Origin of the sequence: Paenibacillus sp. FSL R7-0652 (genome assembly GCF_038595045.1) — a bacterium.
Classification (GTDB): Bacteria; Bacillota; Bacilli; order Paenibacillales; family Paenibacillaceae; genus Paenibacillus.
The window spans coordinates 1260368-1275225 of sequence record NZ_CP152001.1 but is presented as its reverse complement, the minus strand read 5'-3'; the positions used below and the strand labels follow the sequence as shown (position 1 = coordinate 1275225).

At 46.2% G+C, this 14858-nt stretch carries 13 protein-coding genes; 2 read left to right on the top strand and 11 right to left on the bottom strand.

Annotation, left to right across the window (positions count from 1 at the left end; translation table 11 throughout):
* Positions 1 to 69: 69 nt before the first annotated feature.
* The 5 genes from MKY97_RS05620 to MKY97_RS05600 form a co-directional block, all read right to left on the bottom strand.
* On the bottom strand, positions 70 to 570 hold the full coding sequence (locus MKY97_RS05620; RefSeq protein ID WP_342554516.1) for a hypothetical protein: 501 nt from the start codon (positions 568 to 570) through the stop codon (positions 70 to 72).
* Between the two features lie 207 nt (positions 571 to 777).
* Positions 778 to 1518, bottom strand: coding sequence for a hypothetical protein (locus MKY97_RS05615; protein ID WP_342554515.1), 741 nt, complete (start codon positions 1516 to 1518; stop codon positions 778 to 780).
* Positions 1515 to 2213, bottom strand: a complete 699-nt coding sequence (locus MKY97_RS05610) for an ABC transporter ATP-binding protein (protein ID WP_342554514.1) — start codon at positions 2211 to 2213, stop codon at positions 1515 to 1517. Before MKY97_RS05610 ends, MKY97_RS05615 begins: the two co-directional genes overlap by 4 nt.
* Complete coding sequence (locus MKY97_RS05605; protein WP_342554513.1) at positions 2206 to 2601, bottom strand: GntR family transcriptional regulator; 396 nt, start codon at positions 2599 to 2601, stop codon at positions 2206 to 2208. The genes MKY97_RS05610 and MKY97_RS05605 overlap by 8 nt, the downstream gene beginning before the upstream one ends.
* Before the next feature lie 177 nt (positions 2602 to 2778).
* Positions 2779 to 3342, bottom strand: a complete 564-nt coding sequence (locus tag MKY97_RS05600) for an STM3941 family protein (protein WP_342554512.1) — start codon at positions 3340 to 3342, stop codon at positions 2779 to 2781.
* Between the two features lie 189 nt (positions 3343 to 3531).
* Here MKY97_RS05600 and MKY97_RS05595 point away from each other — a divergent pair, with 189 nt between their 5' ends.
* Positions 3532 to 5553 (top strand): S9 family peptidase, encoded by a 2022-nt coding sequence (locus tag MKY97_RS05595; RefSeq protein WP_342554511.1) that lies wholly within the window; start codon positions 3532 to 3534, stop codon positions 5551 to 5553.
* Between the two features lie 125 nt (positions 5554 to 5678).
* Here the strand turns inward: MKY97_RS05595 and MKY97_RS05590 are convergent, their stop codons facing one another.
* The gene (locus MKY97_RS05590; RefSeq protein ID WP_342554510.1) at positions 5679 to 6368 is read right to left on the bottom strand and encodes a stalk domain-containing protein; all 690 of its coding nucleotides are present in this window, start codon (positions 6366 to 6368) and stop codon (positions 5679 to 5681) included.
* Positions 6369 to 6643: 275 nt separating this feature from the next.
* On the opposite strand from MKY97_RS05590, the gene MKY97_RS05585 reads away from it, so the two are divergent.
* A complete protein-coding gene (locus MKY97_RS05585) occupies positions 6644 to 7822 on the top strand; it encodes a MalY/PatB family protein (RefSeq protein ID WP_342554509.1) in 1179 nt (392 codons plus the stop codon).
* A 116-nt stretch (positions 7823 to 7938) separates the two neighbouring features.
* Here MKY97_RS05585 and MKY97_RS05580 read toward each other — a convergent pair whose 3' ends face one another.
* The 5 genes from MKY97_RS05580 to MKY97_RS05560 form a co-directional block, all read right to left on the bottom strand.
* Positions 7939 to 9015 carry an alpha/beta hydrolase gene (locus MKY97_RS05580; protein WP_342554508.1) on the bottom strand — a complete coding sequence of 359 codons (1077 nt, stop codon included), beginning with the start codon at positions 9013 to 9015 and terminating at the stop codon, positions 7939 to 7941.
* Positions 9016 to 9219: 204 nt separating this feature from the next.
* On the bottom strand, positions 9220 to 10140 hold the full coding sequence (locus MKY97_RS05575) for a hypothetical protein (protein ID WP_342554507.1): 921 nt from the start codon (positions 10138 to 10140) through the stop codon (positions 9220 to 9222).
* 459 nt (positions 10141 to 10599) lie between these two features.
* On the bottom strand, positions 10600 to 12639 hold the full coding sequence (locus MKY97_RS05570; protein ID WP_342554506.1) for a hypothetical protein: 2040 nt from the start codon (positions 12637 to 12639) through the stop codon (positions 10600 to 10602).
* The gene (locus tag MKY97_RS05565; protein WP_342554505.1) at positions 12614 to 13516 is read right to left on the bottom strand and encodes an ABC transporter ATP-binding protein; all 903 of its coding nucleotides are present in this window, start codon (positions 13514 to 13516) and stop codon (positions 12614 to 12616) included. Before MKY97_RS05565 ends, MKY97_RS05570 begins: the two co-directional genes overlap by 26 nt.
* The gene (locus MKY97_RS05560; protein ID WP_342554504.1) at positions 13509 to 13898 is read right to left on the bottom strand and encodes a GntR family transcriptional regulator; all 390 of its coding nucleotides are present in this window, start codon (positions 13896 to 13898) and stop codon (positions 13509 to 13511) included. The genes MKY97_RS05565 and MKY97_RS05560 overlap by 8 nt, the downstream gene beginning before the upstream one ends.
* Between the last annotated feature and the right edge of the window lie 960 nt (positions 13899 to 14858).

Genomic DNA, 14858 nt, shown 5'->3' with positions numbered 1-14858 from the left:
TAACAACAAGGAAGCCTGATCTGATGTGCTGAACATTACAAGCCAAACAGACGGAATGCTGCCGGGGATTTATGAAGAGCTGCTGCTGTTCGCTGCATTCCGTCTTTTATTAATGGCATGCACTCCCATGACCACAGCAACCAATTCATAAGTGTCCAGGTATTCAGATTGGTTATCCAGCACAAATGCTCCGGAACTAAACCAGCCGCTTGTTCGGCGGAAGCTTGCTGCCATACGTCCGGCTCCGTCGGTCACATCATATTCCTGGGAAAATGCCGGAGCAAACACTTCATAGATGCCGCGCGAGCCCGCATCGTATTCATACTTTTTGCTGAAAAAACTGAATCTTGCTCGCAGCAGTCCCAGATGTGTACCGTCGGCTGCCGTCACGTCCCAGCGATTCGTTAACATGCGGAATTTACCGCTGCAGACCAGCCCCGTTTCATCCGACACATCGAGTGATGATCCAAATACACTTTTCAAATCCAGGTGTCCTGCCCGCTCCTGATCGGCATTCAAAATTTCGGTATATCCGGCATTGAAAAAATTATCTCTGAAGTATAACTGCATATCTCTATCTCCTTCCTGTTTTTGCCCTGTCTAATGATGCTCATCATGTTAATCCATCTTTTATTACTCTATTCGCAGTCATTATACATAAATTTACGTATTCAATCTGGAATAGGGTGCATATATCCTATCATTTCTTCCAAAAAGAAAAACGAGCAGCTTCGCCGCCCGTTATACCCGTCCTGTATTCTTTTGCTGACGCAGGGGTCAGACTTCTACTTTTTTATTGTTCATGTAAATGATGGCCCACACTAGAATTGCAGCAAGCGCCATTTCAAACAGTGTAGTTCCCCACCGACCATCGGCCCATATGACACCGTTGGCTGAAAATGAGATGCCCGTGCTTTCTTCGGTGAACTGGAACAGATCGTTGGGACTGAACTTCCCTTCAAAAACAACATTCTCCAGCCAACTAAGCAGGTTGATTAAGATCAAGAACGTGACGATCCCGATCCATGGGCCTGTTTTCCAGCGAAAAGTGCCTGCGACGCTAATGGAGAAAAAGACAATGATCGTCATAAATAAAACAATCCAGCCTGTAAATAACAATGTACTCATGACTTCAGCAATATTTATATTCGGTACATCAAAAAACGCTAACAAACTCAGCTCCAGTTTCATTGTGACATACAGGCAGACGTGGACAAAACCAAGCAGCAGCAGGCCTAGTCCGCAAAGCGCACCAAAAATGATAGGCGACATGACATGAGACAGCCCCGTTACCGGGATAAGACGTCGATTGTAGGAGCGAATGTTTGCCGTATAGGTTTTAATCATTTTCACAAAAATCGCCACACCTGCTCCCACATATGCCATGATACCAAGCACATTTCCAGTGACGCCAGATACAAATATGGTCAGCGCCAGCTGAACGATAATCAGGAGCACGACTCCTGCCAGCAGGGTGTTCCAGTTTCTTCTAAAGTCATACTTCAACAATGTCATCATTCTGCATAGACCTCCTTGAACATCTCATCTACACTTTTTCCATGTTTCAGCCTTATTGTCTCGACTTCCTCATGCATCACCAATTTGCCTTCCCGAATAAAAATCACTTCATCAAAAATGCGTTCAATGTCATTCACCAGATGTGTGGAAATGATCAGGCTGCTGTCCTCATCGTAAAACTTAACAATGGCATCCAGAATCTTGCCCCGGGCTACCGGGTCGACTCCGCCAATGGGTTCATCCAGCAAATACAATCGCGCCTTGCGAGACAATGCCAGTGTTAGCTGCAGTCGCTCATTCATGCCTTTGGACAGGTGACTAACACGATCATCCTCTGCGAGACTCATGAACTCCAGCATCTCCCGTGCTTTTGCCTCATCAAAATCTGCAAAAAAATCACGGTAGTACGCAATCGCATCCCTTACCTTCATCCATTTCTCGGTTAATGGACGATCCGGCATGAATGAAACGAGCGATTTCGTCTCCAGACCGATCGGTTGGCCCGTGACCTCAATACTTCCACTTGCAGGATGAAGCAAACCTGCAACAAGTTTCATCAATGTGCTTTTTCCGCTGCCGTTGCTGCCGAGCAGTCCTACGATTCGTCCAGGAGCGATATGGAGTGAGACATTATTTAATGCCTGCTTCCTGCCGTATACTTTGTTGACCTGCTTAAGTTCAAGTATGTTACTCATGTGTCTGTTCCCCTTTCTTCTGACTACCTTCTGCCAAAGCGTCCGTCACAATGGACACAATATCCTGCTCTTCAATTCCGAGTTCCTGCATTCCGGTGAGAAAGCGATCCAGCAGTTCACCGGCCATTTCCTTTTTGATCAGCATGATCTTCCTCTCCTCACTTGTTACATATCTGCCCAACCCCCGCTTTGTTTCAACCACTTCTTCCCGCTCAAGTTCCTGAAATGTACGCTGTACTGTATTCGGATTAATCTGCAGTTCGGCAGCCAGTTCACGAACCGAAGGAATTTTATCCCCTGCCTGGAGGGTTCCGGTTACAATCTGCCGTTTGATGTGCTGCATAATCTGCAGATAAATTGGCAGATTGTTGTCAAAATCTATAGGCACAATATTTTCGCTCCTTTCCGTGTCACTGTATTAGTTACATAGTACACTAGTGATATAGTGTTGTAAAGCCTATTTTTTTACATTACAAAAAAAGCAGATCGCTAAGACCTGCTCCTCTAGTCGTTATATACGATTCAAAAAAAGACTGCTTCAAGCCGATAAAACAGCTCTAGGCAGTCAGTATTCATTCGTGCTTTTCAAGTCATATGCCCTGTTATCCTTCACATGCTGCCAATGCTCCAACATTCTAAGGTACAGCTGATCCAGCGGCAGGGAAATGCTATTTTGAGCAATGCTGACCGTCGCATCAACCATATTGCTGTTCGCCATCATGAGCTTGCGTTTCATCCCGTTATGACGCTCCAGAAATGCCTTCTCGTCCTGAAGTTTAACACCGATCATCTGCTGTCCCATCAGCTCATACATAAAAATATGTTCAACATCCTCCCATGCCACTTTTCCGCCTGCAGTATAAGAGGAAGAATCAATAAATCCGTGCTCATTCATGACAAAAGAAGGCTCTTTCCTAATCATCTGTACCAAACTATAAACGAAACATATTCCAAAAAAGAGGACCGATAACAGGCCGATCACACTTGATATGATGGAAGCCCCTGCTTCTGATGAACGGTCAAACATCAGGAAGAACCCAGCACTCACAAAAAGCGCCGACCCTGCTGTAAGCCAAGCCATTCTTCTCCTGCTCGGATATTCCACGTGCTGCCCATAAGATGTGTTCAAGCGTAACTTCCTCCTTCTTGCCGCTATGTAGTGCACAGTTCAAAACAGGAACTGCATTGTACATTAAACCATTTCGAGCTGATCTTAAACATACTTCATTCAGTAAGTTATTGTCCCCTGCCTGTCTTTCCGTTAATATAAATGGAAAGCTTAGGAAATTATCCAATCTGAATGATAACGGGAGGGCACATGATGAACGAACAACGCGGTATGACATCGGAAGATTTGGTTCAGATTACATGGGTTAATGATCCGGTTCCGTCTCCCCAAGGTGGACATCTGGTCTATGTTAGCCGACAAGTCAATGACAAACATAACGGCTATCGTTCTCACTTGAGACTGCTTCATCTCGACAGTCGGAAGGACAGGCCCTTTACCTCTGGTGAGAACGATCATTCCCCTGCATGGTCACCGGATGAGAAACAGCTTGCTTTTATACGTGAGGTGGACGGCAGTTCTCAGGTGTGGCTCATTGCTTCGGATGGTGGTGAGGCTCAGCAGATCAGTCATCTGAAACATGGTGTGAGTTCCTTCTTATGGTCACCGGATGGCAGAACACTGCTTGTAAAATCCTCTGTAGATATGGATGAAGAGCAGGGAACACCATTGGCAGACCCCACGAAGGGGACCGGTAAAGACAGCACTCTTCCTCAAGAAAAGGTCATAGACCGGATTCGCATGAAATCGGACAGCAGCGGAATATGGAACGGCCGGCATTCTCATCTGTTTGTTATTGCGCCAATCAGCGCAGAAGCAATACCTGTAACGACAGGTCATTATGATATCGGCGATTACGCCTGGTCACCCGATGGAACACGGATTGCCTGGATCACCCAAATGCCTGAAAAAGGCGAGGATTACAGTGACTTTACGTTAACCAATCATGTTTATAGCTCCAAACCCGACGGATCAGATCTCCAGCAATTAACCCCGGAAGGATACACGTTTTACCGGCTTGCTTTTGCACCCGATGCACAGTCGCTGGCCCTGCTCGCCAGCGATCGTTCTTATGGCAACGCTACCCTTGTGAAGCTGTATATACTCCCGATAACGGGCGGAACACCCGAATGTTTAAGCACGCATTGGGATGTGCAGCTGCATCACAGCCTGGTCGGTGACATGCGGTCTCATCTCGTCACGACAGGTCCGATGTACTCACGGGATGGCTCATCCATTCTCTGTCTTGCTTCCATACATGGCAGCGTGCGGATAGCAAGATTTGCAGTGGATGGAAGTTATGCCGATTACATTTTGCCGGATGAATGTGAGATATATCAGTTTGCCGAGCTGGCACAAGGCCAGATTGTAGCGGCGATTGCCGATCCGCAGCATCCAGGTGATCTGTATCTGTATGAGCAGCCGAATGATGCCGGGGCCGAATCGGTACGCCTCACTCGGAGCAATCCACAACTGGAACAGGATATATGGCTGAGCACACCGGAAACGTTCTGGCTCGAGTCCTCCGATGGAATGCAGCTGCAGGGATGGATTATGAAACCTCATGGCATCGTCGAGGGTGTCAAAGTCCCAACCATTCTTGAAATCCACGGCGGCCCGCATATGATGTATGGTTACACCTTCATGCACGAGTTTCAGCTTCTTGCTGCTCAAGGTTATGCTGTAATGTATATCAATCCGCGTGGAGGTCTGGGATATGGACAGCAGTTCGTAAATGCCTGTCGTGAAGATTACGGCGGCGGTGATTACCGGGACCTGATGGAGTCTGTGGACTATGCTTTATCACAATATCATTTTATTGATCCATCCAGATTGGGCGTAACAGGCGGAAGCTATGGCGGTTTTATGACCAACTGGATCGTCGGTCATACCAACCGCTTCAAAGCCGCTGTTACCCAGCGATCCATCAGCAACTGGCTGTCGTTCTATGGTGTCAGTGACATCGGATATTTTTTCACGGAGGATCAGATTGGCGGAAACGTCTGGGAGGACACGGAAAAACTGTGGAAGCATTCCCCGCTCGCTTATGTCGGCAATGTGCAGACACCCCTGCTCATTCTTCATGGCGAACAAGATCTCCGCTGCCCGATTGAGCAGGCCGAGCAGTTGTATGTAGCGTTAAAACGCCTTAAGCAGACGACTCGTCTTGTTCGCTTCCCTGGTGCCAACCATGAGCTGTCCCGCGGAGGACATCCTCACTTGAGAATACGTAGACTGGAGCATATCATCGGGTGGTTTAACGAATACCTGTGATATAAGCTGAACCTGTACGAAGAGAAGCCTTGCAGTGCACGTTAAAAAGCCGTTTGTCCGCCATCCCTAAGGATTGCAGACCAACGGCTTGCTCTATTTCAATAGAGAGACACAGCACTAACCTCTTATTCTTCTCCCCAAATGACAGTAACTTCATTTAGATCCTTATTGTCCGAGGACACATTACCTGTAATGGTCACAGCGTACTTGCCTTCCTCACGGCCCAAAATACTGAATTCATCAGCTTGAATATCCTCACTTTTTTGAGTCAGGTTTTTGTTCTGGTAATAGGTTTTGTAGGATGTACCGATTGTCGTCAAGTTCTCCTTGGTTGTGTAGATGAGGACTACTTTTTTGTTACCATCAACCATATTCTCGATAAGGCTGGTTGTTTTAGCATCCTTTGGCAGCGGGAAATCAGCTGGCAAATACTTGGACTTCACGCCTGAAGCCTGAGTGTTCGTACCTGTGGTTGGAGACGCTGATTCACCGCCACCACTAGATGCAGATCCGCCTGAAGAGCTGGAAGAACCGATGCTTACCTTATTATTTTTGGCATCATATTTCACTTCGGTATTCAATGCTTCTGCTACGGAGCGAACCGGAAGATATGTACTGCCTTGATACGTAATCGGTGCAAGCTTTTTACCTTGATCACCTGTCGGTGTAAATTTCTGTCCATTTACTTCTAGTGCAAGTCCATGATTCAGATATGCTTTGATGGTCTCCAGCTGCGTACCTGCGTACACACCTGCTGATCCTGTAAGTACCATGCCAAATACACCTGCAGCAATCAGCCACTTTTTGTTCTTCATGTTTATTCTCCTCCAAAATTCAATAGAATATAATACGATGCCGCGAATTCATAATTCTTATAACAAGGAATTGTATACCCTTATTTCTTAATCTCACTTCATGTTAGCCATATCATAAGCACTTGATGAAAGGTTGTAAATAAAATCTGCAGAAATCAGGACTTGCGGCATATAAAAATGGTTTGGAAGTTGCGAAATTATACGATGTATTAGATAATGAGGTCTTGTTTGAAGGACGCAACAACGAATGAATGATTCGAGGAGGACCTTTTGTTATGGTAAATCACAGTATGTTTGATACACCATTGACCCGGTTGTCTACCGGTTCCGAGAAATGGGACGGACTGGAGCACTTCTTCGGTGTAACAGATGCACTCCCGATGTGGGTGGCCGACATGGATTTTGCTGCTCCGCCCTCCGTTATTGAAGCACTGCATACACGAGTGAGTCATGGAGTTTTGGGCTACACCCTTCGTACCGAAGCCTATCATGCTGCAGTCACAGACTGGATGGAACGGCGCCACAACTGGAAAATCAATGCAGACTGGATCGTATTTACGCCAGGTATCGTACCAGCACTCAGCATAGCAGTGCAGCAGTTTACTTCGCCAGGGGACGCTGTTATTATTCAAACTCCAGTGTATCCCCCCTTCTATAATGTAGTGAGGGATCAAGGCCGGGAGCTGATTATGAATCCGCTGATCGAAAAGCAGGGACAGTACACGATGGATCTGGACCAGTTGGAAGCAAGTCTGCAGACCGGTAAAGTGAAAATGCTGATTCTATGCAGCCCCCACAATCCGGTCGGACGCGTATGGACTCGCGAGGAACTGGAAGGACTTGCGGCGCTGTGCTTAAAATATAATGTACTTGTCGTTTCTGATGAAATTCATGCCGATCTTGTGTATGAACGCGGAGCCCATACACCGCTGAGCCTGATCTCGGAAGCGATCGCAGATCACAGCATCATCTGTACAGCACCGAGCAAAACGTTTAATATCCCGGGATTATCTACTTCCAATATCATTATTCCAAATGCCGATCTGCGGGCGCATTTTGCCCAAGGTGTCTCCACCATGGGGTTGTCCAGCATCAGCACATTGGGAGCCACAGCCACCGAAGCAGCCTATAACGGTGCTGAAGACTGGCTTGACCAATGCCTGACCTACATTCGCGGTAATATGGAATATATACAGCAGTTTATTGCAGAGCATATACCCGGCGTTCATGTTCATCTACCAGAAGCAACCTATTTGTTATGGGTCGATTTCCGTGGATTAGGCATGGATCATGCACAATTAAGCAGCAAACTGCTGCATGAGGCCAAACTCGCATTTAACGACGGAGTGGTATTCGGGGAAGAAAGTGCGGGATTCATGCGCATCAACGCAGCCTGTCCACGTGCAACGGTTGAAGAGGCCATGCGCAGATTACTGGTTCTGGTCGATAAGTAAACAATCAAAGTAAACCTAAGGGTGTCCCGGCATTTTTACCATGATTCTTCATGGTTAACTGCCGGGGCACCCTCTTTTTGTACAGCCAGACAATGTCGACATGCAGCCTATCCCTACTAATATTTATAATTCTGGATAAATTGAACCGTTGCCTTCATTGCCTGCTGTGCAGCCTCTCTTCCCAGATCAAACTGGTAATCATGCCCCAATTTCTCCGAAGTGGCTTCAAAGAACAATGTTTCCGTTGTGACACCCTGACGTTTCAGCGCCTCAGCCAATTCAATGGACTGTACAGTCAAGGGATCATCATTTCCGGAGGTTATAAATGAAGGTGGATACGCAGCGGAGGCCTGAAGTACCGTTGACATTTCATTCAGACGCGGATCATGTTCGTATGCCTTGGTTCCCGTATATGACCACAGAAATGTACGCATAAAGGGGAAACCTGTACGTTCGACTGTGCCCAGGTTATAAGGTCCGCAAAATAAGAGCACTCCTCTTAAATGTCCTGGCTCAAGCGAAGGGGCGATGTTCATTTGTTCTGCCAAGTCGGGATTTGTCACCACCGCCGCAGTTTGACTTGCAATCTGAGCACCTGCCGAATTGCCTGCAAGAAATATATTGTTCGGGTCCCCTTGATGTTGACTGATATGATTTTTAATATAAGCTAACGCCTGATTCGTTTGAATTACAGGCATGGGGTAGGTTGTATCCGGTCCTAGTGCATAATTCATGCTGACCACCACATGACCACGTTTGGCTAACTGCACCGCATAGTCGGCGATATCTTCTTTATCGCCCATTACCCACCCGCCGCCATGAACCCACAGTATTACTGGTAGTGCTCCAGCTGCTGTAGACGGATAATAAATATCCATTGTACTGCTCTGATGGCCTTCGTTGGCGTAGGCTGTATCGCTAATACGAGTAATCCCTTCCCATTCATTCGTATCCCTGCTGTTCCCGTTTGAAGAGATCCATTCAATTCCGGACTTCAGCAAAAAAACAGTTATTTTGGGCGTAAACTGCGCACTGATTCCTACAAATCCTGTAACCAGAACCAATACAGCGATAGGGAGCCAGTAACGTTTACGTTTCCACCCTGTTCTGCCTGCATGCCTCGAATTGGTTTTGTTCCCACGTTTCAACATGGCGCTATCTTCATGTTTCTTCTCTACCTTGGTCTGCAACAACCTGCACCTCGCTCCGTGATTACCGAACTAACCTATTTAAAAGAGTGTACGCATCAGAGCAGATCAAGTTTCTCGTATGAGCGCTTTCTTTTGCTGCTCTATCCTATTCAGGTAACATCAGTTCTCACTAAGATATGTGCTGATTTCTTCTATAAGATAGAGAGCGAGCAGCGGATCAAACATCGGATTAGAAAGCCGCTTTGTTCAAGAGCTGCTTTTAATCTCCTGACTGACTTTCACGTAGATCGCAGTTACTTTCTGCTCTAGGGTATATAAGTTCCGGTTGGCAGATGCCCACCTCTCAGCCGAAGAAACCACGGAGCCCAGAGCGTTTAATACGCGTGCAGGCTGACCCTTTTTCAGCGTTTGCTTGAAGCTGCGGAGCACATTGGAATATCTTTCTCTGGACAGACTGACCTGTTTCCTGGCTGTTTGTATCTGTTTCTTTACAGTACCCGTTCCCTTCAACATCGTTCGCAGCCGCTTCACTTCGGTATTTTTCCGTTTACGTGCTTCAGCAAGATCCTTTTTCTTCGCTCGAATATCCTCCCGAGCCAGCTGTACTATCGATTTCAACTTGTCCGTCTGAGCACGAACAGCTGCACTCCACTCTTTATTCTGAACAGCTTTGGCCGCAGATCGCTGCTTGTTTAGTGAGGTGTAGAGTTGAAACAGCGGTTCGTAACGCGCCTGCGTATGCTCCAATGTTTCCTGAAGAGCCGCCAGTTTGGCAGCATCAGTATCTCTTATCCTCTTTTTAAGCTGCACCAATACAGCTGCATTTTCAGTCCGAAGCTGTTTGGTTTTCTGTTCCCACATCTCTTTTTGTATCTTCCACTTCCCAGCACTCTCATAGGACTGCTGCAGGGAACGTCTGGTCTGTGCATCCGCCTTGTCCAATACCGTGTTCCAGGCTTTCTCTGCATTTACATTCAGACCGATGCCCTCACCGTGTACTGCAGCTGAAGACCAAACCAATCCAATACTGAACATCACAGCAAACACAATGAGCAGTCTCTGTCCCATCAATACTCTCTCCGGTTCTTTCGCCCCAACCCTTTTCGATTGTTTCATGAATGTTAAATAATGCCCTGTTACTGCTCTCTCCTTGAAGTTCAGATGCATACGTTAATTCCTCCTCTTTTCCATTGCTCAAGATTCAATGACAGTATCCGCTGACCCGAATAAGGACGAAGTCACTGGCTAAGCTAACTAATGACCTAAATAACGACTTAGCCCGTGTCAGCTAATGACCTGAAATAAGGACCTGGATCATGATTTAGCTAACAGCCCGGTTAACGACCTGATTCATGACCCTGCTGTAGATTCTCCCTAACAATCCAGCTAACGACAAAAAGCACCCGTAAGTCAGGCAGTATGCCTGCTCTTACGGGTGCTTCCCTCATGAGCCGTTCCCTATAAGATTCATTGAACCAGCGAATCAGTTGAATCTTTTTTTCTAATATATTCCACATAAGTGATTTGGTCAAGCTGGATGCTGCAGTACTTTATTTTGCAAAGGTTAACGAACTCTGCAGATTAAGTGCAATGAATTACGATGTGCATGACAGTTTACAGCTTGTTTTAAGGCGTTACCAAAATTGCTTTCATGTCCTCTGTCAGATCTTCCTCTTTTAACATCATATAGACACTCTGGCCTTTGACAAAATTAAGCTTGATCTGATAGACAGTATCCCTTTCCGTGTAATGACCCGATCTTTGACGCTGGAGCAGTTCGCTGATAATTTTTTTATTTTTGGTCGCGACTTTTCGGTTTCCAGTCAGGTTTTCATCGATAAATTGCGGATCAGGATAAACCAGTTTAGCTTTACCAGGGCTGTTAGTCTCCTGTTTGATAAACTGGGCTGAGGCAATTTCGTCCGTGGATACCTGCAGCTGATCATACAGCTTGTTATCTTTGAGCCATTGAATCAAGCGGCTATAGGTTGCTTTAATCTCATATGTTGAACTAAGATTAGGCCGATCCAACATATGCTTGGGCGATGACTCATCCATATAATTCTGATAAATCTCAGCTGATGCTAGAGAGTCCCACTCGGATTTCTGATCTTCATACGTTTGATCTAAAATTTCCGATTTCAGCAGCGCCTTGAATTCACGGATTAACTGAGGATCACTGATGTGTACAGCACGCTCTCTGAGGAAACTTGACCGGATACCAATACTTCGGACGTCGTCATCCAGTGCATAAGTTTCATATCTGGTTATTTTGTAATCCTCCCAGTTTTTCATATTCTCGAACTCCGATTGAAAATGGGGCTCTAAAACGGTGTATTGCCGAGACAGGGTTTTCCCATTCTTTAACTTATAATCAATAATGACGCTCTCTTCTCCTGGTATATATTGATTCTGTCCCCTGTCCTGAAGAGACGGATCGGCATCCACAATTTTCTGATGAAGGTCAAGAACCGCCTCGATATACCCCGACGTGTTAGAGTATAACTTTTCGTCATCCAGCTTCACATATTTATTATCAACATAGATAGAACGATCGCCGCCAATACGCACCTTCTCTACATTGTCCCTGGAGGGCACATTGGCTGCATAACCGTTCCAATCCGCAACAGGCACGTACAGGATCAGTGCCGCCGCAATCCCGTAGGCAGCAAATCGTGGCAGTAAACTACCGTTCCAGATTAGCCAGGTTTTGCGAATAATCATCTCGGCTCCAATATAACCGGCAATGCCTCCAATAATATATCCTGTGATGCCCCATAACTCCGAATTTCTGGGCGCAATTGCCGAAAGGTACGCACCACCCAGCAGCACAAGCGTGAACATAAATCCAAAACGAAAGATTGGCTTCACAATGCGGAATGTAATGGCCTGCGAGGCCGATTCCACATGCCGTTTACGATACAAAAGATATGACAGAACGATAAGGAGCACCGTCAAGCCAGCATAGATACCAATTTCGCTCCAGCCTGGGGCATCTTGAAGGACGCTCATTCGGGTGACCGGAGATATGCTTTCCATACCGGATTTGAGCGCATGCTCTGGAAAACCTAACAAATAACGCTTCAGATGCATCTCAAAAGTTCCCCAGAAGATTATTGGAATCAGGCTGATACCGTACACAGTAAGCCCTTGTAAGATCGACTGCCCAATACACATGCCTACAGCCACGGTCAGCATAAACATGAACAAAGAGATCACACTCATCGTCACGCCCCACATCCAGATCACACTGCCGTCAAAAATAAAAGCAGGTTCCTCCAGAGCGGCGGACACCCACGCGGTAACTCCGGCTGTAATCCAGATAGGAACCAGAATCATCACATATCCCGTCAGCAGGTTCATCGTCAGCAGATGTTTACGCTGCAGCGGCAGGCTGTGATATACAGAAGCAGGCCCACCGGCCTGAATGTACCGGAACAGGAATAATGCGATCGCGACCGGAACCGTTATCGCGAAGAACCAGTGAAATTCTCCACGCGCTCTGAACAAAGTGCTGATTTCTTCTGTATAATCTCGGTACTGTGTACCGATAAATAACGGAAGTGAATATAACAACAGAAGCAGATAAATGATACCCAGCCATCCATGCTGCCTTAGATTTTGGTACAGGATGCCGCGGTTAAAGTATAATCGGTTGAATGTCATAACCCGCACCCTCCATTTCATAGATAAAAATTTCCTCCAGCGTCAGCGGCAGCACATCCAGCAGATACGGATCATGCAGACGAAATTGCGCCGTAACATCTTCACGATGACCTTTAACAATGTACAAGGTGACACTTCCTCTTTTTTCTTCATGCAAAATGTGAACCTGTTCTTGCAGCGAACCGGCATGATCCGGGTGGCGGAAAGCAACCTGAATCTTGTGTGTGTCCGACTTAAGGTCATCCAGATCTTTCTGTACGATAATTTGGCCTTTGTGCATAATAGCCACATGGTCACAGAGGTCTTCGATCTCCCGCAAATTGTGGGACGAGATGATGATCGTTACCTGACGCTCCGCCGCTTCCTGGAACAGCAGGTTTTTGATCTGCTGCCGCATAACAGGGTCGAGGCCATCAATCGGCTCATCCATCAGCAGCACCTGAGGCATACAGCTGAGTCCAAGCCATACCGCGGCTTGACGGCGCATGCCTTTGGACATGCGATGAAGCTTGCGTTTCACATCTAGTTTGAATACAGAAGCCAGTTGATTAAATCGCTCATCACTCCATTGTGGATACACGGAACGGTAAAATTGAGCCATGTGAGTTATCGAAGATTGTGGAAAAAAGTACGGTGCATCGGCCATAAAAATGGTACGACCTTTAAGATCCAGATTTTCATAGATTTCCGCTCCTTCGATACGTACAGTTCCACTATCTTGACGATAGATCCCTGCAATGATTTTGAGCAGCGATGTTTTGCCTGCCCCGTTAGATCCGAGCAGACCGTAAATCGATCCCTTATGTATGTGCATACTTATTCCATCAACGGCCTTTTCCTGTTCAAAAGCTTTAATGACTTGATTAAGCTCAATCATGAGGCACCTCCTTCTCTATACGGGCCATCGCTTCTTCAAACAAAAGAGTCATCTCCGCCTTGGTTAAACCGGAAAACGAAGCTTCAGCAATCAGTTTCACCAAGGACTCTCTGATCTCATCTTTCATAGCCTCCTTCGGATGTTCCACAGATGATGATACGAAACTTCCTTTACCCTGCAAGGAATAAATATAACCTTCTCGCTCCAGCTCACGGTATGCCTTTTGAATTGTATTCGGGTTCACGGTGAGCTGTGTTGATAATGACCGAACGGAAGGAAGCTGCTCATCGGGTTTCAGAATACCGTATACGATCATTTCTTTGATTTTATCCACCAGCTGCTCATAGATCGCCTTACGGCTGCGTACATCCAATTCGAACATCCCGCACCTCCTCTCTAAAATGGTTAACTGTCAACCTTTATGCCTCCACGGTGCTCGTTTGGGCTTAACTCCTGACCAGTTAGCTCAGCTGCAGTCTTTATCAGTTAATTTGGGAAAAAGATCTTTACCCCTCATTCGTCCATTCGCGCACCGTATTAACTGTACTACTATTATTAATACACTTAATACAGATTGTCAACATGGTTTGTTGATTTTTCCCAGGTGGATGAAATATTAACGAAGTCTCCTTATATGGTATAATTGACATATCGATATATGTGAGGATAATGAGCAGGAGCGTCAGCTGCTGTTGTTAATCCTATTTGTTTTACAGGGAGAGCGTGTCTCAAACTCATTTTAAATAAAACTTCAATCTCCTGATGACTTGTACAGTGTGACAAAGCGATAGAGATTTCTTACAAAGTGATAATGAACATGAAGATATCGAATGGGTAATCATCGCGTAGGATGATACGAGGGTAATACGACGACAGGGCTGCATTTATGGAGTATGCGGAAATATTATTATTTGTCATTATCGCAACATGTGATGCCTCTCAGACAAAATGCCTCCGAAAGGTTGTTCTGCGCTGGCCCCTTCGATATGATGGGAGTACCTCGGTTATCTCATTGTAATGCTTAGATTTGCATTAATTCTTGGGCAGCTGCCTTTAGAACGCGGAATATCTGGCAGATTGAGAATGTACTGGGAATACGGATCGGATCAGCTGCCTGTCTAGATTGGACCACGATTGAATTTGGGAATGAACTGCGATTGAACTTGGTACTGAACTCGGGTGGTAAGGGATAATATGGGTTGAATCGGGTTCGGTTTGGATGAGTTGGATTGGGTTGCGTTGGATTGGGGTTGGGTTGAGTTAGGCTGGACTTGGATTGGTTTGAGTTGAGTTAGGTTGGAATTAATATGATTAGGCTGGGCGGGTTAGTTAGATAATTAGA